This window comes from Streptococcus sp. SG1 (genome assembly GCF_030439935.1).
Taxonomy (GTDB): Bacteria; Bacillota; Bacilli; order Lactobacillales; family Streptococcaceae; genus Streptococcus; species Streptococcus gordonii.
In genome coordinates, this window is the sequence record NZ_JAQFJC010000003.1 from 105430 (window position 1) to 131786 (window position 26357).

Genomic DNA, 26357 nt, shown 5'->3' on the forward strand with positions numbered 1-26357 from the left:
TTATGAACAAAATAGAAAGTAGACATCGTTTAATTCGTTCCCTGATTATGGAAAAAAAAGTCCATACTCAACAAGAACTTCAGGAACTCCTTGAAGCCAACGGCGTTATTGTTACCCAATCAACCTTGTCTCGTGATATGAAGGCCCTCAACCTGGTCAAGGTCACTGAAAACAATATCTCTTACTATGTTATAAACAGCATTGCTCCTTCCCGCTGGGAGAAGCGCCTGCGTTTTTATATGGAAGATGCCCTCATCATGCTACGGCCCGTTCAGAATCAAGTGGTCATGAAAACTCTACCCGGCCTAGCCCAGTCTTTTGGAGCGATTCTGGATGCACTGGAATTACCTCAAATTGTTGCAACTGTCTGTGGAGATGATGTCTGTTTGATCATCTGCGAAGACAATTCATCTGCCATTGAATGTTTTGATAAGCTTAAAGAATTTGCCCCACCATTTTTCTTTAGTAAATAAGCAAAAGGAGTTGAAAATTTCAACTCCTTTTTATTTTTATTCTCCAGCCAAACGGAAGATCGTTTCCGCATAGATATCCATCGCTCGGTAAAGATCATCTAGTTTAGCTCGTTCATTAGCCTGATGTTCCGTCTGCTCAGCACCAGGGAAAAGAGCACCAAAGGCAACACAGTTTGGCATAGTACGAGCAAAGGTTGCTCCACCCGATGACATAGCTGGACTATCATCACCAGTTTTTTCTTGATAAATACTCATCAAAGTACTGACCAACTCGCTATCTTTTGGTACATATAAAGGCGCTAGATAATCAAACTCCTCATAAACCAAGCGATAATCAGATGCCTTGTCGGTCAATGTTTGAACTAATTTTTCTTTGTCTGCTAAAACAGGAATTCGAATATCAATTCGGATTTCTGATTTTTCGGAACTGACTGTCAATCCGGCAATATTAAAAGATAAACTTCCGGATGGTTCATCTGAAACGGGACCAAATAAGTGGGCTCCTGTTGCATCTTCTCCTACCGCTTCAGCAATAAAAGCTAAAGCAGGATGGGGAGCAAGAACTTGGAGTACCTTAGCCAGTCGAACAATTGCATTGACTCCCTCAGCAGCATCTTTAGCATGTTTTGGAACACCAAGAACCGTCACCTGATTAGCCGATACTTCGTAATCAAAGCCTGTCGCTCTTAGACCCGCAATTACTTTCTCTAAGAAAGGACCCTGGTAACTAGCTTTAGCTGGTACAACATTAAAAGCATCCCCAGCTTCAAGTTTGATAAAATCGGACCCGGGTCCATGCAACTTGACCTGTAAAAGCCCCTTTTCAGCATAGGTCAATGGGAAGGATGAATCAGGAGCGAAACCAAGAGTCGCCCTTTCTTCCAATTCATTGTATCTACCCATGCAACGCCAGAGTGTCTCCTCATCTGTCCCGAAAATAAAACGCACTCGTTTTTTAAAGCGAACACCACTATTTAGCAATGCTTTAACAGCATACAAAGCTGCCATTGACGGTCCTTTATCATCCTGAACACCGCGTCCAAAGAGATAGCCATCTTTTTCAGTTGCCACAAACGGCGGTGTTTGCCAATCTGCTTCTTCACCTGATGGAACAACATCCAAATGACAGAGAACGGCCAGGAGTTCTTCTCCCTGACCGATTTCTGCATATCCATAATAACCTTTAGGATCGAGATAGGTTGTAAAGCCTATTCCTCGACATATTTCTAAAGTTTTTTCTAGGACATCTTGAATAGCTTGTCCAAAAGGTGTTCCATTTTCATTTTCATTAAGAACAGATGGGTAGGAAATAAGAGTTTTCAAAGATTCGAGAAATTCTTTTTTTACTTGTTCTGTTAGATAATTTTTCATGGAAGCACCTCACATCTCTTAACCAATAGCTGGAATGAAGGTACCCAAGAGAAGCAACAAAATGCTGACAACGATAATGGCTACAATCAATTTACCAATGAATTTCCACCAAGTACCAAGGCTGATACGGCCAAGAGCAAGAGCTCCCATAACGATACCTGAAGTTGGTGCTACCAAGTTAAGAACACCTGAAGCTGATTGGTAAGCAGTGATAATCAAGCTTCCTTTCACATTGACAAACTCTCCTAGAGGTGCCATGATACCCATTGTTGCGCTGGCAAGACCAGATGAAGATGGGATTAAGAATGACATTGGCAAGTAGAAAATGTAAGTCAAGATAATGAATAGTTGAGATGACAAACCTTTAAGTCCTTGTTCACCCCAGTGAAGGATAGTCGCAGTAATCATACCATCGTTCATGATAACTTGGATACCACGCGCGATCGCTACGATAAGGGCAACACTGAGCAAATCTGCAGCACCATTCATGAAGGCTGAGATAATCTTGTCTTCTTTAAGACCATAAACGATACCAATCAAGATACCCATAAAGGCAAAGAGCATTGCGCCTTCTGGGAAGTACCAAGTACCTAAAGCCCCAGTTGAAGAACCAATAATTTTACCAATTACAGGAAGTCCTGTTAACCAAGAATTAAAGTTTTCAAAAAGATCGATATGAAGGTCTGTCCAAGGGATAAAGCTGGCAACCATGATAACAAATGTTGCAATGAAGAGATATAAAACATGTTTTTGTTTCTTACTCAAGACAGAAGGTGCATCATCGTTATCCGTTACATTGAAGTGTTTCAAATCTTCTTCTCTTTGGCTATATACCAAAGATTTGGTAGGATCTTTTTGAATCTTATCTGCATAACGATAAACAAAGTAAGTGCTCATTGCAACCATTACAAACCAGAAGATAAGACGTAGCACAATACCATCTGCTGTCGGCACGCCTGCTGTATCCGAAGCGATAACTGTTGCAAATGGATTTAGAGTGGATGCCAAACATCCAATTTGAGATCCAAGTAAGATAATGGCTACGGCTGTAATACTATCAAAACCAACCGCCATCATAACAGGAACAAGAAGTGGGTAGAAAGCCATAGTTTCTTCACCCATACCATAAGTTGTACCACCAAGGGCAAACAAAGGCATAAGGATGACAATCAACATTTTTTCACGGCCTTTGTATTTCTTCACGATAGAAGCAATCCCTACATCTAAGGTTCCAGTTTCATTAACAACACCAAGGAAACCACCTACCATCAGGATAAAGAAGGAAACGTCAATCGCTGCCTTTGTAGGTTCGTGTCCAAGCATCGCACGAATCGGTGCCATGAGAACATCCCAAATCCCTTGAGGGTTAGAAGCAACCTGTTTATATGTTCCAGCAATCAGGTTTCCTTCTTTGTTGACATCATACTGACCAGCCGGAATAATCCAAGTTAGTGCTGCCATAACAGCAATGATAATAATCAACACGGTATAGGAAGAAGGCATCCTAAACCCTTTTTTTGTTTCTTCACTCATTGTTTTCTCCTCCTAAAATCTAACAAAGTGCAAAAAACCAAGCTCTCTTCTTGAATAAATATCCAAGAAAATGTTTATTTATCACCAATATTTTATCATATTGACATGGAAATTACTAGAGTTTTTTAGAGCAAATCTTTTAAACTAGTCTATAGTTCAAAATTGATTTCAGTCTTTTTGAATAATTGTTCCGCTTTCAGACTCAATCAAAGCACCCAGATTTTCTAGTGAAGTAATAACCGCTTTACCCTCTGGACGACCGTTAACAAAGGCAATAGCTGCTTCAACTTTTGGAAGCATACTTCCTGGAGCAAATTGATCTTGTTTGATATATTCTTCCAACTGAGCAACATTCACATGTTCTAATTTTTCTTGATCAGGTTTATTGTAATTTACAAAGACATAGTCTACTCCTGTCAACACGATGAAGAGGTCAGCTTCAACTAACTCAGCCAAACGTTGAGATGCAAAGTCTTTATCGATAACAGCTTCAACTCCTGAAAGATGACCGTTGTCTTCCTTAATGACAGGAATACCGCCACCACCAGCAGCTACCACCACTTGGCCATCATTTAAAAGAGTACGAATGGTGTCAATTTCCTTAATGTCAACCGGTTTTGGTGAAGCAACGACTTTACGCCAACCACGTCCAGCGTCTTCTTTGAAAGTTGCTCCGCTCTTTTCAGCTTCTGCTTTTGCTTCTTCTTCTGAATAGAAAGGACCGATTGGTTTGCTAAGGTTAACAAAAGCTGGGTCGTTCTTATCTACAACTACTTGTGTTACAACTGAAGCAACGTTTTTGTTAATTCCTTCATCCAAGAGAGCATTTTGCAAAGCATTTTGCAACCAGAAGCCGATACTTCCTTCTGTCATGGCTACGAGAGAGTCGAGTGGAAAAGCAGGATTCTTTTCAGAGTCGGCTGCTAAATGTTGCAACAAGAGATTTCCTACTTGAGGACCATTCCCGTGAGTAATGATGAGGTCATCTCCATTTTTAATCAGTTTCACTAAATGCTTAGCAGTTTCTACCAGGGCTTCCTGCTGTGCTTTTGCTGATGGATCAGATGAAAGGATGGCATTTCCTCCCAAGGCTACTACGATTTTACGATTTGCCATATAATTCTCCTTCAACGCAAGGTAAATGCGTTTTAATTTTGATTATAATAATGTCCTCCAGTTTGTTTTTCAATTTAGAAAGATAAACTGTTTGACTATTAAAAATGAGGGCGGACTAAAGCTATTAGTCGCAGCCCTCATAGCTGTTGGTATTACAGTTTAATTGTTTCTAAGGTTATACTTTTGGAATGTAAAGATTACCTAAGGTTGCAGCCATAACTGCTTTAATTGTATGCATACGGTTTTCTGCTTGGTCGAAATGACGAGCATATTTACTGCGGAATACTTCGTCAGTTACTTCCATTTCTTCTACGCCAAATTTTTCAGCAACATCCTTACCATAAACAGTATTTGTGTCGTGGAAAGCAGGCAAGCAGTGCAAGAAGATCAAGTCTTCGTTATCAGCTTTCTTAACCAAATCCATGTTTACTTGGTATGGTTTCAAAAGAGCGACACGTTCTGCAAATTTGTCTTCTTCACCCATTGATACCCAAACGTCAGTGTAAAGTACATCAGCACCTTTCACAGCTTCGTCAGCATCTTCAGTGATTAAGATGTGAGCGCCACTTTCTTTCGCAAATCCTTCTGCCAATTCAACAATTTCTTGTTCTGGGAAGAGTTCTTTTGGAGAGAAGATGTGAACATTAACACCAAGAATAGCACCAGTCACTAGCAAGCTATTAGCAACGTTGTTACGTCCGTCACCACAGTATACCAATGTCAAGCCTTCTAGGCGACCAAAGTTTTCTTGAACTGTCAGGTAGTCAGCTAACATTTGAGTTGGGTGCCATTCGTCAGTCAGACCATTCCAAACTGGAACACCTGAGAATTCTGCCAATTCTTCTACCATACGTTGGCTGAAACCGCGGAATTCAATACCATCAAACATACGGCCCAAAACTTTAGCTGTATCTTCAGTTGATTCTTTTTTACCAAGCTGAATATCATTAGCACCAAGATATTCTGGATGTGCGCCAAGGTCGATAGCTGCTGTAGTAAAGGCTGCACGCGTACGAGTAGATGTTTTTTCAAACAAGAGGGCAATATTTTTACCAGCAAGGTAACGGTGTTCAATGTTACGTTTTTTCAAATCTTTCAAGTGAGCTGAAAGACCAATAAGGTATTCTAACTCTGCACGGGTAAAGTCTTTTTCTGCAAGGAAGCTACGTCCTTGGAATACTGAATTTGTCATTCTTTTATTTCCTCTTTCTATCTATTAGAATTTCTTAAGATATTGAACGTTTAGATTTCTTCACGTTCGAATGGCATTGACATACAACGAGGTCCACCACGACCGCGAACCAATTCACTTCCGCGGATCTTAATCAAACGTAAGCCGTATTCTTCTAATTTCTTATTAGTAACTGTATTGCGGTCATATACAACAACAACACCTGGAGCGATTGTAAGTGTGTTTGAACCATCGTTCCATTGTTCACGTGCTGCAGCAACAGCGTTGCCATCTCCACATGGAATCAATGTTACTTTTTCAACACCAAGGTTTTCAGCAAGAAGTTCTGCCAAATCTCCTTTTTCTTCAACGATCTTCAATTGTTCGTTTTCATAAGTTACTGTGAAGACGCGAAGATTGCCTTGGATTTCTGGGTGAATAGTAAATTTATCGTAGTCTACCATTGTGAAGACTGTATCCAAGTGCATGAATTTACGGTTGTTAGCAAATTCGAAAGCCAATACTTTCTTAAAGCCAACGTTTTTCTTGAAGATGTTTACCAACAATTTTTCAATTGATGCAGCATCAGTACGTTGTGAGATACCAACTGCCAATACATCTTTAGAAAGAACCAACTCATCTCCACCTTCGATACGAGTATCTTCTTCACGATTGTAAACAAGTTCAACATTTCCACCGTAAACTGGGTGGTATTTGAAGATATATTTACCATACAAAGTTTCGCGGTTACGTGTATCTGCGTACATGTGGTTGAGTGATACTGCATTACCGATTGTAGCAAATGGGTCACGTGTGAAGTAAAGGTTTGGCATTGGATCAATAGCGAATGGATAATCTGATTCCACCAAGTCAGTCAAGCCTTTTGCTTCTTCTGGAATTTCTGGCAATTCAGCTTTTTGAACACCAGCCATTGTTTTTTCAACCAATTCTTGGTTATCTTTAATGCCCTGAAGCAACTCACGAATAGCCACTTTAGTTTGGCGTCCGCGGATATTTGCTTCATCAAGATACTCTTCGATGAATTGATTGCGAATTTCTGGTGAAGTCAAAGACTCAGCAGCCAGTTTTTCTAGATATAGCACTTCGATACCTTCATTGCGAAGTGCTTGAGCAAAGTTGTCGTGTTCTTTTTGTGCATCTTCCAAAAACGGAATATCATCAAAGAGAAGACGTTCGAGATAGTCTGGCATCAAGTTTTCCAACTCTTTACCAGGTCTATGTAACATAACTTTTTTCAGTTTTCCGATTTCTGAGAAAACATGAATTGGATGTGTAGACATCTACTTTCCTCCTTGTTCTTTGCGGTTTAGGTTTTCCTAAGCCCGTTTACATATAATATTCTAGCATTTTTTGAAAACACTTACACAAAAAAACTGACACTCTAAATGCCAAATTTTTATCACTTTTAGATTTTTTTTAAATTTTTTTATGTTTTGAAGCGTTTTCTTTGCATATTTTATATCTTTTATGATTTTTGCGAATATTTATTTTTTTATAAAATCTTTGTTTTTGCTAAAAAAAGAAAGTCGGTCCAGTAGACTAACTTTCTTTGAAATATTTCATAAAATATTCTCTATCAGTAAAAACCAACTGTTTGTGCTCATAGCTGATACGGCCTTCTTCTCTCAACCTTTTGAGAACCTGGTTAACTGTTTCACGGGTTGTAGCTCCTAGTTTAGCCAACTCCTTCATACTAATTGGAAATGGCAAAACATCCCCTGTTTTGCATAAATCCATACATAAGATCGAAAGGGACTGAACAACTCTGTCTGTTGCACTGACCGCAACAACATTTCGCAAGCGTAATTCTTGAAACTCCAAGATTCTGGATAGTTTCTGCGTAATAAACAACAGCTGATTCACATTTTTCTTAGAAAAATCTTCAAACAATTTCATAGGAATACTAAAATATTCCACCTGTGTCACAGCACTTGCAGTATAATGATAGCGCTCATCAAAGAAGATGCCACCATAAGGGAAAACATTCCCCTTTTTTATATAATCAGTATAAGAAAAAGTATCGGTAGCATCATACTGTTCTATTCGAGCATATCCTTGATAGAGAAGAAAAAGGCGATCACGCCGATCTCCAGAAAAAAAGATAATTTGACCTTTCGAAACCTTATGAAATTGAATTTCAATGGCTAATTTATCAAAAGACTCTACTGGAAAATTCTCAAATGCAGGATGCTGGCGGATAAACTGATAATGTTCCTTATTAATCATAATAACCCTTTTATATTTGATAATGACAGTATATCATAAATACGCTTACAAATAAAGATATATCTATGTATTCTGCTTACAAACAGAAGATAGCAATTACAAACAATAAAAATCCTATTCCAACAAAAAGATAAGCCAGTTTTCTATTCAGGGGTCGTCTGTTTTCTTGTACTTTTTTAGGCAAATAATTTCCTATAATCAGTAAAACGAAAGCAACTATAATAAGTACTATTTTACGAATATTAAAGTTTTCATCTATGCTCCGATAAATTGTAGCCATATACAACAAAACAAAGATGAAGGGAATGAACCAGCGGATGATCTGTTTAAAGTTGCTATTGACTATATCTTTAACCATTGTCGACCAATAAATAATTGCTTCAAGAACCATCATTATAATAGGAAAAATAAAAACTACCAAAAATTTGGGTAAGAAAGCATCAGCCCTCCCAGACAAATCAAAATGAATAGCCAGGTTTTCTGGTAATGTTTGATAGACCCATACGGCATATAAAACTGGCAAGAGCATGACGCCAAGTGCCCAACCTAATTCTTGTAAACTATTTTTTTTCATTTCCATTTCCTCCTCCGAGAGATTGGAACCAAACTAAAATTTCCTCAAAAACTGTGATATCTAAACTATAATAAATAAAGTTTTTCTTTTTTTCTTCTAATAATAAGCCTGCCTTTTTCAGCTGCGATAAATGGTAGGACACTGTGGCGGGAGTTAGCTCAAAAGCTTGAGCTATTTCTCCCGCCGACTTAGGGCCCTGTTTAAGCATTTCTAAAATATTTCTCCGGACTGGATCCGCTAAGGCTTTAAGTGTTTGATTGATTCCCATGATAAGAACCTTCTTTCAGATAACCCTTCATTATTTTCTTGGTCAGATAAGCTAGACCAACTACTTCAACAAAGAATATTGCTTCAACAACTAGAGGTGAAAGCAACTGAATCTGTCCCAATGCAGGAGCTAGATCAATCAAAGCATGGAGTCCTAGAGCAGCTAGAAAATAAATCAGGGCCTTTTCTTTGACTGACTTCCAAACCCAAAAGCTTAGTAAGACTTGACAGATTACTGCCACGATACGTTCAAAAACCAAAAGATAGATGCTTCCAGCACTCAGAGACTTAATATAGTCAATCGTTGCTTGAGGAATTTTAGTCACTAACTGCGCATTCCCCTGAGTCACTGCTTGAGCTATAATCCAAAAGTTTAAGAGACTCACAATTCCAACAAACAGAGCCTCAATACCGCCATGCCCCAAGCCATAAGCCAAACCATCGCTAACTGTCATTGGGCGCTTCTTTTGTAACAAGTAAAAGACGATCCATCGGGCTGTTTCTTCAAAAATAGCTGCCACAGCAACACCATAAAGGACATATAGCCAAGGATTTTCCGTCTGCAAAGCTATGCTTCCATCAGCCTGAGGCTGTAAAACAATCCAGTGCAAGATTTTTTCAAGAATTTGGCTTGATAAATAAAAACCAACTCCTCCTAAAAAAAAGACTACCAGAGAAATGTGCTTGCTCTTTTTGAAATAAATAACAGGAACTAAGACTGCCACTAGAATAAGCAACATAGAAATCATAATATGTGTAGTAATCATAGTCATCCTCCCAAAGTATTTTGATTATTTTCTAAATAGAATTATACACCTCTATCTTTTAAGCGTCAAGGATATTTCGATATTTTTCTAAATAGGTTCCATTATCAGTTTTACTTATACTATTTAAAGTATCATTCATTATAAGAAAAAATATGCCTAGATCTGTATCTAAGCATACTTTTAAATTCTTATAATTCATTGTCAATCAATTCTTATTAACCCGATGCCATTCATTGATAACATAGGCTAGTTGGCCCACCTGCTCAATTCCAAGTCCGCTGATTTCATCACTAGATTCAGTACTGCCCCCTAAGTAAGCCGTATAGAGAGCTACAATATAGGGTTTCTCCTCCATAACTAGAGCATCAACATTTAGCGCTTCACGAACATAACCTGGCTTTTGGTAAATAGTAATATCACGTAGATAGCGCTTATAATATTCACCAGGGAAGGATTCGCCAATATAGTAAAGAATATCCTTATATTTCTCTTGATTTTTGGACAGATATTCTAGTACTTGGATATAGTAATCCGTTGTGGTCTTATTATTTTCACGACTAATAGTTTTCAGCTCACCCTTGGACTGACCGTAGCGACTGAACATCTCATAAGCCTTGTCCATCCCGCCCAGACGCTCTGCCAAAGCATAAGCCGGTGTATTTTCAGAATAAACCAAGGAATACTCTTGCATATCAGGAATCGACATAGCACCATTAAAGGCTGCAACATAATTATCATGCTCTCCTTGATACTCAAAGTGAGTTTGGGTAATATCAAAGCGCTCTTCCATTGATAATTTCCCCTCTGCCACCTCATCTACTACCAACATATTGAGTGGTAGTTTATAAGTTGAGCCAGCTGTCATAGGCTGGGTATCATTCATGGCAAATGTTTGACCTGTCGTCAGGTCCTTATAAGAAAAGGCAATCTGCGATTGTTCAATTCCCGCTTCAGCTAAATAAGCCTGAACTACCTGAGTCAAATCCAAATTGGCATAGTCATAACGTAAACCTAAAGCATCCATAGTCGGTCCATCCGCCTCCATGACTTTTTGCTTTTCTTCAGGACTTTTTTGAACAGGCTTGGTTTCTTCTGGTTTTTCTATAGTCGCTTCTTTGTCTTTTTGACTCTGATGACTAGCAGTGCTTGTAGATTCAGCATTAATCCGACTTTGTTTCTCATAGGCCATCTTCCACTCAATAGCAAAGAAGATAAATAAACCGATCAGGCAGAGGGTGGAAATGACAGCAACGGCAATTGTTATATATTTTTTAGTCAAATTTTTTCTCCTAATTTTTAGTATTATAAAAAAATATGAGAAAAATAACAAGTCTAAAGGGCAAAATAGTAACTAAAAAAGCGAATCTACACGATTCGCTCCTAATTTATATTATTTAGCTGCTGCATAAAGTTCGTTAACTTTATTCCAGTTGATCACTGAAAAGAAAGCCTTGATGTAATCAGGACGAACATTACGGTATTTAACATAATAAGCATGTTCCCAAACATCCAAGCCCAAGATTGGAGTCTTACCTTCTGAGATTGGAGTATCTTGGTTTGCAGTTGAAACTACTTCTAATTTTCCTTCTTTATTAACAACCAACCAAGCCCAGCCTGATCCAAAACGAGTTGTTGCTGCAGCTGTGAAAGCTGCTTGGAACTCTTCAAATGAACCAAAAGTAGCATCAATGTCAGCTGCCAATTCTGCAGAAGGAGCAGTCTCTTCTGCTGTCATCAATTCCCAGAAAAGAGCGTGGTTAAGGTGTCCACCACCATTGTTGATAACTGCTTGACGGATATCAGCTGGAATAGACTCGACATCAGCCAATAATTTTTCTAAATCTTCGCCAATTTCAGGGTGTTTTGCAAGTGCCGCATTGACATTTGTTACATAAGTATTATGGTGTTTGTCATGGTGCAAGTGCATAGTTTCTTCATCGATATATGGCTCCAATGCATCATAAGCGTAAGGAAGATCAGGTAAAATAATTGCCATTTGCAAAACCTCTTTTTCTTTATTTATTATGAAAATGATAACGCAATCATGTTTTTTTTTCAACTATTTTGCTTACAGATTTCCAGTTGCAATCCTAAGCAATGCAAGATCAAATAGATAATCCTTTTCGTAAAGTCCAGATTTAATCTGATAATCTGTTTCAATTAAACAAGCCATGGTCTTTTTTAAAAAAGACAAACTCAAAGAACGTGCATCCTTAAAAGCAAACTTAACTTGATAAGGATTGACCTTGCGTCCCAGATAATCAGATAAGTCCGATACAATCTGGCTTTCTGCCCTGCCATTTTCCGACAAAATCTTGACCTGAGTAAAAATACGGAACTGCCCTAACATGATGGCAATCAGTTTGATTTCATCCTCTCCTTGTAGCCTTAGGTCGCTAACAAGACTTCTAGCTTCATCAACCTTTTGCTTTAGGATTAACTGAGTCAAGTCAAAAATATTGTCCTGCAGGGTCTTTGGAATGGCTTCTGTAATATCTTCAAGCTCAATTTGACCATCTGGCTTATATCCTTTTAAAAAAGATAAGTTTTTACTAATTTCACTAAATTGAAAGCCAGATTTAATCAAGAGCTGATCAAAAACTGTCGGAGCGAACTGAAGATTATCTGCTTGAGCCACTTTACTAAAATAGGACCTTAAATCCTGTTCCTTTGGCTCTGATGCTTCAAAAATCTCTGCATCTCGTTTTAAAAGCTTAACAATTCTACGTTTGCTATCTAATTTACCTTCTGCAAAAAGAATCAACCTAGTTGTCTCAACCGGATGCTCCAAATACGCCTCAAAAGACTTCAATTCATCATCTGATAAATTTCGCTTTTTAGCAGTTGTGATATCTATAAAATGATCTAGAATAATAATTTTTTCATCTGAGAAAAAAGGAAGACTCACCAAGTCTAATTCCACTTGCTGGTAATCCGCTTCCTTCATGTCAAATAGCGCATAATTCAAGTCAGCTGCATTAAATGCAATTTGCTTCAACAACTGTTCTTTCAGCAATTCGAATTGTCCCAAATCATCTCCTGTTAATACCGTAAGAGGAGGTAGATTGGATAAATTTATTTTTTTGATGGCCTCAATTGCTAACAAGAAATCTTTCTCCTAGTTTGTCTTATTTTGGTTCTCTATATTATACCACACAGCTTAAGATAATGCCTGTCCAATCTCATTCCTAAGTGGCTAGCGAACCGTTTCTATCTGCCAAGAATTCCAGCCTTTAAATCGAATAGCTCCCTGCTCATCTGTCCGAAAAATCTTAGTCCGGATTTTTTCGAATCTATCTAAAGTTTCCTTATGCGGATGCTGGTAACGGTTGTTTTTACCAGCTGAAATCAAGGCCAACTTAGGCTTAATATGCTCTAGAAATTCTGGACTAGAAGATCCTTTAGAACCATGATGCCCAGCTTTGAGCACATCTACTCTTAAATCTGGATAGGCTGTCACCATCTGACCTTCACCTAGAGCTTCTAAATCTCCTGTGAAAAGAAACTTGGTTCGGAAAAATTCACCATACAAGACAATTGAATCATCATTACCTCCATCTCCTTGAGTAAGCGGGTAGAGCACTTCAAGAGCCGAATCAAAAATAGGAAGCCGATCTCCCACCTCGACCACATGAACTTTAGCTTTCATCTTCTTTAACTTGTCTACAAAATCAGCTTGAGTCATACTTCCTTTGGAAACATAAATTTCTCGGATAGAAAAGTGCTTAGCTAACTCCAACATATCTCCCATATGGTCTGTATCGGTATGAGTCAAGACCAATTTATCCAATCGATCCACTCCTCGGCTTTTTAGATAAGGGATCAAGGTCGTTTCCGCATTACTTTTTCTCACGCGCTCTTGCCAAGCTTCTTTTTTTCCAATCTCCACCCGTCCTCCTGTATCAATCACGATAGTCCTACCTCTGACATCTCTCAGAAATATACTGTCTCCCTGCCCAATATCTACCACTGTGATTTCATTTTGTAAAGGATGTTTACTTAGGAAAAATAGTAAGATTGCTAAGAGACTCAGGCCAACCCTAATCTTTTTTTGTTTTCTAAAGTCATAGAGCAAGGCTAAGACCAGCAGGAGAATAATAAGCAAAGGCAGATTTGGCTGTCCTAAAATTATCGGCCTTGTTGACAAACTAGCTACCCAACGAATCACCATTTCCAGCCATTGGAAGAAGATGTTAACTTGAGTGAAGGCAAACAAAGGCGAAATGAGAAAAATTAGACTCAAGAGAGGCAACATAAATGTATCAAAGACGATTGAAAAAAGGAAGGTCAAGAGGATAGACCAAGGTTGGAATTCTGCAAAATAGTAGATAAGAATCGGTAAAATGCCTAACGAGATACTTAAACTCTCTAGCACGGCTTTACGAAAACCACTAGAATCCTCAAAATCCAACATAGTGATGATAAAGGCATAAGCGCAAGATAGGACTCCACCTGTTGTCAGGAGAAAACTTGGCATAAGAAACATCAAAACCATCACGGTCATCGCAAAATTATCCAAGCGCCTCACTCCAAATTGAGACAACAACTTTTGCACTAAACTTCTAACTACTGACACAGAAAATCCGGTCAAACCAGCATACACGAAGGACAAAGGGAATTGCAACCAATCTACTGTTTCCATCCTTAAGCCTATGCGTAGAAGAATTTTCCGAAAGACATCCATAAAAAAACCAACTTGCATTCCTGATAAAGCAAAAAGATGGATAATTCCTAAACTTGAGTACAAGTCATTCATCTCTGCAAAATCAATATCTAAATCACCAAACAAGAGTCCTGTCATGTAGTGACTCATCGGGCTTGGAAAAGTAGACTTAATGAAAACCAAGGCCTTCCTACGCCAAACAGACAGCCAATCAAATGGATTAGCAGACTGACTAGAACGACTAGACATAATCCTACTGACCTTAACCGTCCGATAGATTCCCTGACTTTTTAAATAAGCCTGATAGTCAAAGCCAGAGAAATTGCGCCGTTCTTCTGCTAGATTAAACTCTGCTTCAATCTCTAAAGTGACCAAGTCCGCTAGTTTTTGAAATGATTCTTTCTCTCTTGGACTTGCTAATTTGTAGTAGAGCTGATAGAGTCTGCCACCTATTCTACCACGGAATGACAGGGAATCTCCATTTACTTTAATTGTATCTGGTAAAACTAAGACTTGTCTTGCTGGAGCTGGTTGAGACTGAAAGGTTCGCTCCGCCAACTCACGTCTAGCATAAAAAAAGATAAAAAAAGCAATTAGGATAGCTACAGTTGGCAACCATTTCTTTCTTGGATAATGCCAGATTAGTCGGGCTATAAGCAGAAAAACTCCCATATAAGCGAGCTTTTCCCCACTATAAATAGCGAAGTAGAGCCAAACCAAAAGAAAGCACAAGTAGATTGGTGAAAGGGGAAGTTTTTTAATCCACTGTGACATATTCTTTTAATTTTTCTAGAGTTTTGGCCCCAATACCTGATACATTTTTCAGATCATCTACAGACTTAAATCTGCCATTGGCTTCTCGATAAGCAATAATATCCTGTGCTCGTTTTTGCCCGATACCAGAAATAGTTTGAAAGTCTGCTTCTGTTGCTGTATTAAGATTGACCAGGGCGGATTTTGTCTGATTTGTTCCTGATGTTGCACTTGCAGGGGCACTCGCCGTAACATCTACAGCATTTTCTCCGACCTTGGCTACATATACTACCGCCTCGTCGCTCAGTTTCTGAGCCTGATTGACGGATTTTAAGTCAGCTTCGTCAGTTAAACCACCTGCCTTTTCTAAAGCATCATGAACCCGACTATTAGACTGCAACTGATAGACACCAGGCTTTTTTACCGCACCCTTGACATCAACTGTAACCAACTGATCTTCTGTCTCGGTTTGACTGATCTCATTACTCTTGTTACTTTTTTCATTCATATATGAACTAGAGGAAGAAGTTTGCTCTGTCAATTGCTGAACATCTGTCCCCCCTTGATCTCTTCCCTGTAGTAAAATAAAGCCTGCTGCAATCGCTCCTAATAGACCAAGACCTAGAGCAATTTTATATTGCTTTGCTTTTTCTATCAAATCTTCTATCATCATTTCTCCTTTAGTAAAATTAAGTATTACCTATTTATTCGTAAAAGAAGAAAAAAAGCCAAGTAAACTTGACTTTTGATAATTTTAGGATATTTCTTAATTTCTTTTACTGATTCTATAAATCCAAGCATGAATGGTTGGAGCCTGTTTATGTAGAAAAAGTAGATTACCTAAGAGAGCTAGCATGACTAGAATGCTGAGCAGAATCAGTAAAACCCAAGAAACTGAATTCTGAGATAAATAGACTGCTAAAATCACTAACAAGATTGGAAAGGTTAGAACTGCAGTCAGTCCACCTGGAACCAAAGAGCGAAATTTTATAACCTGACTAATGTGGCCCAATAAATGCAAGGTATGACAGATAGTAATTGCTAAGGCCAACTCAGAAAATCGGCAGAGAATTGCTACTAAGAGCAGGAGGAAAGCTAAAATAAATTCCTCAGCAATCATCAAGGCTAAGCTCTCGGTCGAAGGATAACTTGACTTTCCTGCAATGAACATTTCCTTCTGATAAGCAGGGTAATCTTGATTCTGTTTGATCCAAGGTTTGACAAGTATAATTTCATCAAACTCATGTATCATAAAAAGCGATAGGACGATAAAAGATAACAAGGCTAGTGACATAGCCTCTCCTTTCTCCTAAAAGAAAATGATAACTAAACCTACTTTTTATGTTTATCCGGATCCCAGACGAAGCTAGCTAGGAAGCTAAAAAGAATGGTTAAAAGACCAATGATGGCTGCTGGAACAAAGGCCAACAAGCGCAATACGCGCCATAAGATGTTTGGCGCTTTAGCTTTTTGATAAGGCACTACCTCAGCATCTAACCGGTCAAATTCAGCTTGAATCCGTCTTGCCACTTCTTCAATACCGGCATCATCCATCCGTTTAATATCAGAAATATCAATTGGATTACCAAAATTCATATCCACCCGTTGACCAGAAGCTAGTCCCTTAAGAGACATGGGGCCAGCGTAAATAGCGGGCATAATCCGAACCTTTGCCATCTTGGCAATAACAGCGACACCGCCCTTTACATCTGTTGAATGGCGACTACCACTTGGAAACATGATTAAGGAACGATTGCTCTTTTTCAGCATATTAACTGGGTATTTGATAGCTGAAGGTCCAGGATTTTCACGGTCAATAGGGAAGGCACCACACATCCGAATCCACCAGCCAAAAATACGATTCTTAAACAATTCTTTTTTAGCCATAAAGATGAATTGCTTTGGCTTGGTTGCAAAAGCCATATAAACAGGATCCCACCAGGTCCTGTGTGGTGCAACTAAAATATAATTTTCATCCTTAGAAGGAATTTTATCCAAATTATGATAATGGGCATTTCCATTTAAAGCCCATAGAATAAACATTACTAATCCTCTTAAATAGGTATAAAACATAATCATAAACCTTTCTATACATTCACTTTTCCATTATACCTCAACCTTCTATCAACTGCAATGTTTTTCATTTTTGCTTGGAGGCGGATTCCATTAGAAATTTTCCCTAAAAAATGATATGATAGCGACATGGAAAATATGAAAAAATTTACTGGTTTAACATCTAACCAGGTGTCTGAAAAAATCCAACAAGGCTTAACCAACGATTTTACGGCTAAGACCAGCTCCAGTACTTGGGATATTATTAAACGCAATGTCTTCACACTATTTAACGCCCTAAACTTTGTTATTGCTGTTGCACTGGCTTTTGTTCAAGCCTGGAGTAATATGGTATTCTTTGCAGTCATATCATTCAATGCCTTAACCGGTATTATGACTGAGCTTCGGGCTAAAAGGATGATCGACAAGCTGAATCTTATGACTAGAGAAAAGATTAGCGTGATTCGAAATGGACTGGAAGAAAAGATAAATCCTGAAGAAATCGTTTTAGAGGACGTAATTCAGTTGTCAGCTGGAGAACAGGTTCCCAGTGATGCCATTGTACTAGATGGCTTTGCAGAAGCCAATGAAGCCATGCTTACTGGTGAAAGTGATCTTGTGCTTAAAGAAGTTGGCGATCAATTGCTGTCGGGTAGTTTCTTAGCTAGCGGGCAAGTCTTAGCCCAAGTATCTCAAGTAGGGGCTAATAACTACGCTGCAAAACTAATGTTAGAAGCCAAGACCCTTAAGCCACTCAACTCTCGCATCTTGGATTCTTTGAATAAAATCGCTGCTTTTACTGGAAAAATCATCATTCCCTGCGGTTTAGCGCTCTTCTTTGAAGCCTTACTCATCAAACAGCTTCCTGTCAAAGACTCTGTTATCAATTCATCAACAGCCCTTTTGGGTATGCTACCAAAAGGAATTGCACTGTTGACTATCACTTCGCTCTTAACAGCTGTTATTAAACTGGGGATGCGCAAAGTCCTGGTACAAGAAATGTACTCAGTTGAAACCCTGGCTCATGTGGATACTTTATGCTTGGATAAAACAGGAACCATTACTGAAGGTAAGATGAAAGTCGAGCAAGTTTATCCCTTGTCAGAATCTATTTCAGCAGAGACTATCTCAAATATTTTAGCTAACTATATGGCCAACAGCGATGATAAAAACCCTACTGCTCAGGCCATTCGTAAAAGATTTCCTTCAGGCCAAACAAAATACCAAACGTCAAATACCATCCCCTTCTCCAGTGATCGAAAATGGGGAGCTATGGAAATGGAACCCTTTGGGACTATCTTCCTAGGAGCACCCGAAATCTTGCTCCATCAGCAAAATCTAAAATCAGTTCAAGAAGCCCAAGAACGTGGCTCGCGGGTTCTGGCCCTAGCTTCTAGCACTGATAAACTTAACCACCAGCACATGACTCTGCCACAACAGATTGAAGTTCTGGCTGTCTTAGAAATTACAGATCCTATCCGGCAAGGGGCTGCTGATACACTCGAATACTTGCGATCCCAAGACGTTAATCTGAAAATCATCTCTGGTGATAATCCAATTACTGTTTCAAATATTGCCGCCAAGGCAGGCTTTGAGAATTATCAAAGCTATCTTGACTGTTCGACTGTCTCAGATACTGACTTGATTGCTACTGCTGAAGAAACAGCTATCTTTGGCCGTGTATCTCCTCATCAGAAAAAGCTCATTATTCAAACCCTGAAAAAAGCAGGTCATACAACAGCCATGACTGGAGACGGGGTAAACGATATTCTAGCCCTGCGCGAAGCAGACTGCTCGATTGTTATGGCTGAAGGAGATCCTGCGACACGGCAGATTGCTAATCTCGTTCTTCTCAACTCAGATTTCAATGATGTTCCTGAGATTCTCTTTGAAGGTCGGCGCGTGGTAAATAACATTGCCCGTATCGCTCCTATTTTCTTGGTGAAGACCATCTACTCCTTTATCTTGACCATGATTTGTATCGCCAGTGTCTTGTTAGGAAATAAAGAATGGCTTCTTGTCTTTCCTTTCATTCCAGTGCAAATCACTCTCTTTGACCAATTTGTTGAAGGATTCCCTCCATTTGTGCTGACATTCGAGCGCAATATCCGTCCGGTAGAGCCTAAGTTCCTTAAAAAAGCAATTTTCAAAGCCCTGCCAAGCGGACTCATGGTTGTCTTCAGTGTACTATTTGTCCGAATTTTCGGTTCTTATAATGGCTGGAGTTCTCTTGATATGTCTACAGTCTCTTACTACTTACTAGGAACCATTGGTTTTCTTTCTGTAGCACGCGCTTGTATTCCGCTCAATCTTTGGAGAATTCTTCTCATCATCTGGTCTATTGGAGGATTTTTCGGAACAGCCTACCTCCTTCGTTCCTTTATCGAAATTGGAACCTTGACCAGTCAAACTACCCCTATCTTCCTTATCCTAGCTTTTGTTTTCAGCCTTATTTTTATCTTGGTCAATTATCTCCAAGAAAAAAATGAAAAATCCGATAATGGCCAATTCAGCAATTGAAGATAGAATTAAGAAACATTCATTAAAGTTCTAACTTTTTTCTAGTTAGAACTTTTTTCTATTCAAGATTGAATTCGTCCTTTGACTCGTGCTATAATAACACTATGGAAAAAGCAGTATTAAAAGAAGGAGAACGGCTGGATCAGCTCTTTTCTACTGACGTTAAAATCATTCAAAACCGAGAGGTCTTCAGCTATTCTGTTGATAGTGTTCTGCTCTCTCGCTTTCCAAAATTACCCAAGAATGGCTTGATTGTAGACCTCTGTGCCGGCAATGGTGCTGTCGGCTTATTTGCCAGTGCCCACACTCAGGCTAAGATTATTGCAGTTGAGATCCAGGAACGGCTGGCAGATATGGCGCAACGCTCCATCCAGCTCAATCAACTTGACCAGCAAATGCAAGTCATTCACGATGATTTAAAAAATCTCCCTCACTATATTCCTTGTAGTAAGGTGGATATGATCTTTTGTAACCCCCCCTATTTCAAGGTTGACAAACATTCCAATCTCAATGAAAGCGAGCACTATCTTCTGGCCCGACATGAGATTTCAACTAATCTTGAAGAAATCTGTACTGTCGCCCAGCGTGTCCTCAAATCAAACGGTCGCCTTGCTATGGTTCATAGACCCGACCGCTTCTTAGATATTTTGGATACTATGAAAGCTCATAACCTGGCACCAAAAAGAATCCAATTTGTCTATCCCAAGATGGGTAAAGGAGCCAATATGCTTTTGATTGAGGCTATTAAAGATGGCTCAAGGGACGGCTTAAAGATACTACCACCTCTGATTCTTCACGAGGAAGACGGTAGCTATACTCCAGAAATATATGAGATCTACCATGGAAACTAAAGCCTATATGTATGTCTTAGAGTGCACTGATGGTACTCTCTACACCGGTTATAGCACGGACGTGCAAAAGCGTTTGGCTGTCCACAATGCAGGAAAAGGTGCAAAGTATACTCGTGCCAGACTTCCTGTTAAACTGCTTTATCAGGAAGAATACCCTGACAAATCTTCTGCCATGTCAGCAGAAGCTCTCTTCAAACAGAAAACTCGCCAAGAAAAATTGGCTTATATTGAAGCACAAAAAAATGCCCAACACTAGTTTGGCATTTTTGTTTTTTATAAAACTTTTGTATAAGATTGATACTTATCTTTCATTCTCTGCGAAATATTGTCATCCGTTACAATAGCATTCACGTCATCTAAGCGATAAAAAGTGTAGAAAGAATAACTATCAAATTTACTATTATCAGCAACAATGTATTTTTCAATCGCATTGTTAAGGATAATAGCATCCGCATTTCCCTCTTCTTCATTAGCTGTTGTAACATTGTGACCATCAATTCCATTAGCCCCAATAAAAGCCTTAGAAACCTTGATTTCTTTGAGTAAATTAACGGCAAATTGTCCTACAAAAGTTTGCGTTTTAACCCGATAACGACCACCAATCAAAAGGATATCATAGTGAGGATTATCCTTTAGTTTTTCAAAAATTGGCAAGGAATTGGTAACAATATTAACAGTCTTATCATCAAGGAAATCTCCAATCAAAGCTGTTGTAGTACCTGAACCGATAAAAATTGTATCTCCTGAAGAAATGAGATCTGCACATTTTTTAGCAATCACTTCTTTTTCTTCCGTGTTGATCATGATTTTTTCAGTATGAGGAACTTCCACTAAGCCATCTCTAACTTTTTTATGTGCCCCTCCATGAACCCGAACTAAAAAGCCTTGCTTCTCAAGATCAATTAAATCGCGACGAATGGTCATATCCGTTACATCCAAAAGATCCTTTAATTTCCTAACTGATACCAAACCCGCCCGGTCAAGCTCCTGCAGAATAATTCTATGTCTACCTTCCTTCATTTACCTGCTCCTTTTGTTTATTGTTAAAATGAGATGGCAGCGCCTAATCTTCAACATTATTGGTTAACCCGTATTCAATGTAATGCCTATCTTAATATGAGTAGGTCTTCTACTCCTATTATACTACACCTTTTGAAAAAGATACACATAAAAATATGAAATTTAGTTATTTTTGTTAAAAAATGTTTTACTTTGTTAAACTTGAGCTTGTCTTTTACTACAAAAAACAAAAACTCTTTACAAGGGTATCTCACAATTCTAGAACAGAAAAAGACCACTAGTTTTAACTAGCAGTCTTTCAATTGTTTATTTATCACCCTTATTACGGATAACAAAGCCTGTTTTCTTTTCACTAGAAGTATTGCGTGGCTTCTTGTGGTCCTTGCGGTAGCGATTTTCTTTGTCAAAACCCTCTTCTTTACGACCTTTCTTAAATTGGTCGTGACGGCCACCTCGGTCACGGCGATTGTCATTGTTGCGACGGTTGCCTTTTCCGCCACGACTTCCTTTGCCCTTTCCGCCAAAGCCACCGCCAGACGGTTTAAATGGCAATGGTTTTTCACGTGCAATTTCTACTTCAGGAAGGGTATCTGGATCCTGCACCGTCAAGCTGAGGATATACATAGCTAGCTCTTCTGGGCTGAATTCTGCTGCTAGCTTGCGAGCATCTTTACCAAATTTCTCAAAGTTAGAACGGATGCTTTCGTCAGCAAAATCGCGTTCAATCTTCTTAAGAGCAACTTTTTTCTTAGCTTGGAAAGCTTCCTCTGCAGTCGCTGGCTTGAGGCCTTTCATGCGCTTCTTGGTCAGATTTTCGATAATCTGCAAATAGCCCATTTCATTTGGCGCAACAAAAGTGATAGACTGACCTGACTTACCAGCACGACCAGTCCGACCAATCCGGTGAACATAGCTTTCTGGATCCTGAGGAATATCGTAGTTGTAGACATGGGTCACACCAGAAATGTCCAATCCACGCGCTGCCACATCTGTCGCCACCAAGACATCCAAATTGCCGTTTTTAAAGTCGCGCAGGACGCGAAGGCGCTTGCCTTGGTCCAAATCACCATGGATACCCTCTGCTCGGAAACCACGGATTTTCAGACCGCGAGTCAGCTCATCCACCCGGCGCTTGGTCCGACCAAAGACGATTGACAGCTCAGGCTGCTCCACATCCATCAGGCGAGTCATGGTATCAAATTTTTCATTTTCTTTGACACGGATATAATACTGATCCACCAGCTCCGTTGTCAGCTCTTTAGCAGCAATCTTAACATGCTCAGGCTCTTTCATAAACTTGACACCGATACGCTTGATAGCATCCGGCATGGTCGCTGAAAAGAGCAAGGTCTGACGTTCTTCTGGCACACGGGAAATGATCGACTCAATATCTTCCAAAAAGCCCATGTTAAGCATTTCATCCGCTTCGTCCAAGATCAAAGTTTCAATCTGGTTCAACTTAAGCGCCTTGCGTTTGATCAAGTCCAAGAGACGGCCAGGTGTTCCTACGACGATATGAGCACCAGATTTGAGGGCCTTGATTTGCTTTTCGATGCTGGAGCCACCGTAGACAGAACGCACCTTGACGCCCTTGCTGCGGCCAAAACGGAAAAGCTCTTCCTGACTCTGCACGGCCAATTCGCGGGTTGGAGCGATAACCAAGGCCTGCACTGCAGGATTATCTGTATCAATCTTCTCCAGAGTTGGGAAGCCAAAGGCCGCTGTCTTTCCTGTCCCTGTCTGGGCCTGACCAATAACATCCTTACCTGCCATAGCAAGTGGAATCGTCTGCTCTTGAATAGGGCTCGCTTCTACAAAGCCAGCTTTTTCAATCTCTGCTAATAATTCAGCAGATAAATGTAATTCATTAAATTTCAATGTTCTTCTTCTTTCTAAAGGCGGTGCGAAGCCACCTTATAAGGCTTTTGATACTCATCTATCGAAACATGACAAGTGCTTTCGCTTGATAAATCTCGATTCTCTGAGAGTATTCGCTCTTCTCTTCATAAATATGGTCTCTCAAGTCCAGGCACTAAAAAAGCGCCGACTCGGTCGCTAGTTCCCACTGAATAGAAAAACTGTAAGTTTTGCAACCTATCTAGTATACCATAAATAAGGTTAAAAAGATAGGACTTGACTGTAAAATATTTTATTAGAGATTTCTTTTGTAAAAAATGAAAACTTGAAAATCATTTTCAAAAGCATTATAATCTACAAAGAAGAAAGGAGACAGGTATGAACAAATTTTTACGAGTGATTTTCATTTTACTTATCTTAGCTATGCTGGGCGCGGCTATGATCCAGATATTCCAGCCCCAGCTCTTGGGCAATGAGTCCATCTATGGTCTAGCTCCCTACTGGCAGCGGGAAATTGGTTTCTGGAATCTGGCTATTCTGCCTTTAGCCATTGCCGCCAACATAAAGTATGATTGGTTCTATCTGCGTATGACCTTGCTAGCACTGATTCTGGGCGGGCTGGGCTTTGGTACCAACCATCTGCTAGGCTATCTGGCAAAGGCGAATCAAGCGAATCTACTGGGCTGGATTGAAAATTATCTGCTAGTCTTTTGCTGGATCATCGGCTGGGGACTGGAATATCGAAAAAGACAAAAAAGTGATGAAGAGACTGTCTAGATAGGCAGATTCTTCATCATTTTTTTCATTATGGACACTTTTCTATATTAGCTACCAGCTCCTCAGCAAATTGACTAGTGGTCAAGTGTGCTACTCCTTCCAGCTGACTGGCAAAATCGCCTGTCACTTTTTGCTCAAAGAGAGCCTTCTCAATAGCCTTAGTCAGGAGCTGAGAGACCTCTGACCAACCAATGTAATCAAAGAGCATGGCCCCCGATAAGAGAAGAGAAGAAGGATTAGCCTTGTTTTGACCCGCTATATCTGGCGCCGTCCCATGAGTAGCTTCAAAAATAGCATAACCAGTCTCGAAATTAATATTGGCTCCTGGCGCAATACCAATCCCGCCCACCTGAGCAGCCAAGGCATCGCTGGCATAGTCACCATTTAAATTGGTCAAGGCAACAACATCAAATTTCTCGGGATAGAGCAAAATCTGCTGCAAAAAATTATCTGCAATGACATCCTGAATAACTAGTTTTCCAGAAGCCAACTCATCCGAATACTCTCTTTGAGCTAGTTCATAGCCCCATTTCCGAAAACCACCCTCTGTAAATTTCTGGATATTGCCCTTGTGAACCAGAGTGACACGCCTCAGTCCTTTAGCTAGTGCATAGTCAATAGCCGCCCGTATCAGCCGCTCACTGCCCTGCTTAGAAATAGGCTTGATCCCAATAGCAGAGCTTTCTGGAAAGCGAATCTTGTCAACCTGCATATCCTTCTGCAGGAAATCGATAACTTTTTTGACGGCAGCCGTTCCACTCTCCCACTCAATCCCTGCATAGATGTCTTCTGTATTTTCCCGAAAAATCGTGATATCTGTCTTCTCTGGGTGCTTGAGCGGACTGGGAACTCCCTTGAAATAACGAACTGGCCGCAGGCAGGCGTAAAGGTCCAATTCCTGTCTCAAGGCCACATTCAAGGAACGAAGTCCTTCTCCGATTGGGGTTTCTAGCGGCCCCTTAACAGCCACCAGACAATCCTTAATCGTTGCCAACGTTTCGTCCGGTAGCCAGTCACCTGTCTGGTCTGCTGCTTTTTTCCCAGCTAAAACTTCCTTCCAAACAACCTTTCTCTGGCCACCATAAGCCTTTTCTAAAGCCTTATCAAAGACCAGCTGGGCATTTTTCCAGATATCAACCCCAATCCCGTCACCTTGAATGTAAGGAATAATAGGAGCATCTGGTACCTGCAACCACCCTTTCTCAAACAAAATCTTATCTGCCATTTTATCTCCTTCCAATGGGAAGATACTCCAAACCTTGAGCACCAATATAGTTAGAACGTGGCCGAATCAGTTTATTGTTCTTGCGCTGTTCCTGAATATGAGCAATCCAGCCAGCCACCCGACTCATGGCAAAAATCAGGGTGTAGATACTGCTGTCAATGCCCAACACATGGTAAACCGTAGCCGAATAAAAATCGACATTCGGTATCAGGTGCTTGGTATGCTTCATATAGGCTTCAATTTCCACTGAAAGCTGATACCAAACCTCATCCTTGGTCCCCTGTGTCAAGTCCTTAGCCATTTGACGCAGGTATTTTTCACGCGGATCCTGAGTCTTATAAACTCGATGACCAAAACCCATAATCTTCTCATGAGAGGCCAGTTTGCGGTCTAGATAGGCCTGGCAATTCCCTTCCTCTCTGATCTCTTTCAGCATATCAAAGACACATTCATTAGCACCGCCATGAAGCGAGCCCTTGAGCGCTCCAACAGCTGCTGTCACGCAGGAATAAATATCGGTCAAGGTTGAGGCGCAGACACGAGCCGCAAAGGTTGATGCATTGAGTTCATGATCAGCATGGAGCACCAAGGCACAGTTAAAGGCTTTGACTTCAAGCTCACTAGCCTCTTGTCCTTTGAGCATATAGAGGAAATTAGCCGCAAAGCCCAAATCCTCCCGCGGCTCTACCGGAGTCTGACCTGACCTCAGTCTGGCAAAAGCCGCAATAATAGTCGGCATCTTTGCCATAAGCTGGATGCTCTGCTCATAGGTCGCTTCTAGAGAAGTTTCCTCAGCATGGACATTATAAACACCCAAAAGACTGACCGTTGAGCGCAAGACGCTCATGGGATGAAGGTGCTTACGTGACTGGATAAGGATGCACTGCTCCACCGCATCGCTAATGGCATAATTATCTCGCAGATCTTCTTCAAAATGCTTGAGCTCAATCTGAGTCGGCAAATGCAAATGCCACAGCAGATAAATCACCTCTTCAAAGCTTGCATGGTGCTCTACCAATTCAGAGATATTGTAGCCTGCATAAGACAAAGAATCATCCACAATCTGGCTAATCCTGGTATCACAGGCAATGGTATCTTTCAAACCGTCCGTCTGACTCAT

At 40.1% G+C, this 26357-nt stretch carries 25 protein-coding genes; 5 read left to right on the plus strand and 20 right to left on the minus strand.

Annotation, left to right across the window (positions count from 1 at the left end; translation table 11 throughout):
• Window positions 1-2 precede the first annotated feature (2 nt).
• Entirely contained in the window at window positions 3-473 is a 471-nt protein-coding gene (locus PCY06_RS03485; RefSeq protein WP_008809514.1) for an arginine repressor, read from the plus strand.
• 36 nt (window positions 474-509) lie between these two features.
• On the opposite strand, the gene PCY06_RS03490 is transcribed toward PCY06_RS03485, so the two are convergent.
• The 16 genes from PCY06_RS03490 to PCY06_RS03565 form a co-directional block, all read right to left on the minus strand.
• Complete coding sequence (locus PCY06_RS03490; protein WP_061600483.1) at window positions 510-1844, minus strand: dipeptidase; 1335 nt, start codon at window positions 1842-1844, stop codon at window positions 510-512.
• 18 nt (window positions 1845-1862) lie between these two features.
• Window positions 1863-3377 (minus strand): YfcC family protein, encoded by a 1515-nt coding sequence (locus PCY06_RS03495; RefSeq protein WP_082307459.1) that lies wholly within the window; start codon window positions 3375-3377, stop codon window positions 1863-1865.
• Between the two features lie 168 nt (window positions 3378-3545).
• Window positions 3546-4493, minus strand: coding sequence for a carbamate kinase (gene arcC / locus PCY06_RS03500; RefSeq protein ID WP_082307458.1), 948 nt, complete (start codon window positions 4491-4493; stop codon window positions 3546-3548).
• A gap of 175 nt (window positions 4494-4668) precedes the next feature.
• Window positions 4669-5685 (minus strand): ornithine carbamoyltransferase, encoded by a 1017-nt coding sequence (argF, locus tag PCY06_RS03505; protein WP_012130656.1) that lies wholly within the window; start codon window positions 5683-5685, stop codon window positions 4669-4671.
• Between the two features lie 50 nt (window positions 5686-5735).
• Window positions 5736-6965 carry an arginine deiminase gene (arcA, locus tag PCY06_RS03510; protein WP_082307457.1) on the minus strand — a complete coding sequence of 410 codons (1230 nt, stop codon included), beginning with the start codon at window positions 6963-6965 and terminating at the stop codon, window positions 5736-5738.
• Between the two features lie 259 nt (window positions 6966-7224).
• Window positions 7225-7911: a Crp/Fnr family transcriptional regulator gene (locus tag PCY06_RS03515; protein ID WP_008809520.1), complete on the minus strand. Its 687-nt coding sequence runs from the start codon at window positions 7909-7911 to the stop codon at window positions 7225-7227.
• Between the two features lie 76 nt (window positions 7912-7987).
• On the minus strand, window positions 7988-8485 hold the full coding sequence (locus PCY06_RS03520; RefSeq protein WP_082307456.1) for a DUF1648 domain-containing protein: 498 nt from the start codon (window positions 8483-8485) through the stop codon (window positions 7988-7990).
• Window positions 8472-8753, minus strand: coding sequence for an autorepressor SdpR family transcription factor (locus tag PCY06_RS03525; protein WP_012130660.1), 282 nt, complete (start codon window positions 8751-8753; stop codon window positions 8472-8474). Before PCY06_RS03525 ends, PCY06_RS03520 begins: the two co-directional genes overlap by 14 nt.
• Complete coding sequence (locus PCY06_RS03530; protein WP_096755045.1) at window positions 8731-9519, minus strand: YhfC family intramembrane metalloprotease; 789 nt, start codon at window positions 9517-9519, stop codon at window positions 8731-8733. Before PCY06_RS03530 ends, PCY06_RS03525 begins: the two co-directional genes overlap by 23 nt.
• 205 nt (window positions 9520-9724) lie before the next feature.
• The gene (locus PCY06_RS03535; RefSeq protein WP_096755044.1) at window positions 9725-10798 is read right to left on the minus strand and encodes a serine hydrolase; all 1074 of its coding nucleotides are present in this window, start codon (window positions 10796-10798) and stop codon (window positions 9725-9727) included.
• A 111-nt stretch (window positions 10799-10909) separates the two neighbouring features.
• Window positions 10910-11515, minus strand: a complete 606-nt coding sequence (locus PCY06_RS03540) for a superoxide dismutase (RefSeq protein WP_045773124.1) — start codon at window positions 11513-11515, stop codon at window positions 10910-10912.
• A gap of 72 nt (window positions 11516-11587) precedes the next feature.
• Window positions 11588-12625 (minus strand): DNA polymerase III subunit delta, encoded by a 1038-nt coding sequence (holA, locus tag PCY06_RS03545; RefSeq protein ID WP_096755043.1) that lies wholly within the window; start codon window positions 12623-12625, stop codon window positions 11588-11590.
• A gap of 90 nt (window positions 12626-12715) precedes the next feature.
• On the minus strand, window positions 12716-14956 hold the full coding sequence (locus PCY06_RS03550) for a DNA internalization-related competence protein ComEC/Rec2 (protein ID WP_082307454.1): 2241 nt from the start codon (window positions 14954-14956) through the stop codon (window positions 12716-12718).
• Entirely contained in the window at window positions 14940-15605 is a 666-nt protein-coding gene (locus PCY06_RS03555; protein WP_082307453.1) for a helix-hairpin-helix domain-containing protein, read from the minus strand. The genes PCY06_RS03550 and PCY06_RS03555 overlap by 17 nt, the downstream gene beginning before the upstream one ends.
• A 96-nt stretch (window positions 15606-15701) precedes the next feature.
• On the minus strand, window positions 15702-16229 hold the full coding sequence (locus tag PCY06_RS03560) for an HXXEE domain-containing protein (RefSeq protein WP_082307452.1): 528 nt from the start codon (window positions 16227-16229) through the stop codon (window positions 15702-15704).
• A 38-nt stretch (window positions 16230-16267) separates the two neighbouring features.
• Window positions 16268-17008, minus strand: a complete 741-nt coding sequence (locus tag PCY06_RS03565) for a 1-acyl-sn-glycerol-3-phosphate acyltransferase (protein ID WP_041789898.1) — start codon at window positions 17006-17008, stop codon at window positions 16268-16270.
• A 129-nt stretch (window positions 17009-17137) separates the two neighbouring features.
• On the opposite strand from PCY06_RS03565, the gene PCY06_RS03570 reads away from it, so the two are divergent.
• From PCY06_RS03570 to PCY06_RS03580, 3 genes are all read left to right on the plus strand, one after another.
• Complete coding sequence (locus PCY06_RS03570) at window positions 17138-19507, plus strand: cation-translocating P-type ATPase (RefSeq protein ID WP_048777519.1); 2370 nt, start codon at window positions 17138-17140, stop codon at window positions 19505-19507.
• 104 nt (window positions 19508-19611) lie between these two features.
• Window positions 19612-20358, plus strand: coding sequence for a tRNA1(Val) (adenine(37)-N6)-methyltransferase (locus PCY06_RS03575; RefSeq protein ID WP_048777520.1), 747 nt, complete (start codon window positions 19612-19614; stop codon window positions 20356-20358).
• Window positions 20348-20614 (plus strand): GIY-YIG nuclease family protein, encoded by a 267-nt coding sequence (locus PCY06_RS03580; protein ID WP_012130671.1) that lies wholly within the window; start codon window positions 20348-20350, stop codon window positions 20612-20614. The genes PCY06_RS03575 and PCY06_RS03580 overlap by 11 nt, the downstream gene beginning before the upstream one ends.
• A gap of 17 nt (window positions 20615-20631) precedes the next feature.
• Here PCY06_RS03580 and PCY06_RS03585 read toward each other — a convergent pair whose 3' ends face one another.
• Window positions 20632-21378 carry a DeoR/GlpR family DNA-binding transcription regulator gene (locus PCY06_RS03585; RefSeq protein WP_061410449.1) on the minus strand — a complete coding sequence of 249 codons (747 nt, stop codon included), beginning with the start codon at window positions 21376-21378 and terminating at the stop codon, window positions 20632-20634.
• A 306-nt stretch (window positions 21379-21684) separates the two neighbouring features.
• Window positions 21685-23256: a DEAD/DEAH box helicase gene (locus tag PCY06_RS03590; protein ID WP_070492927.1), complete on the minus strand. Its 1572-nt coding sequence runs from the start codon at window positions 23254-23256 to the stop codon at window positions 21685-21687.
• A gap of 357 nt (window positions 23257-23613) precedes the next feature.
• On the opposite strand from PCY06_RS03590, the gene PCY06_RS03595 reads away from it, so the two are divergent.
• Window positions 23614-24012, plus strand: coding sequence for a hypothetical protein (locus PCY06_RS03595; protein ID WP_008809536.1), 399 nt, complete (start codon window positions 23614-23616; stop codon window positions 24010-24012).
• 28 nt (window positions 24013-24040) lie between these two features.
• Here PCY06_RS03595 and icd read toward each other — a convergent pair whose 3' ends face one another.
• Together icd and PCY06_RS03605 are read right to left on the minus strand one after the other, a co-directional pair.
• Window positions 24041-25252, minus strand: a complete 1212-nt coding sequence (icd, locus tag PCY06_RS03600) for an NADP-dependent isocitrate dehydrogenase (RefSeq protein WP_082307451.1) — start codon at window positions 25250-25252, stop codon at window positions 24041-24043.
• Window positions 25239-26357, minus strand: a complete 1119-nt coding sequence (locus PCY06_RS03605) for a citrate synthase (protein ID WP_008809538.1) — start codon at window positions 26355-26357, stop codon at window positions 25239-25241. The genes icd and PCY06_RS03605 overlap by 14 nt, the downstream gene beginning before the upstream one ends.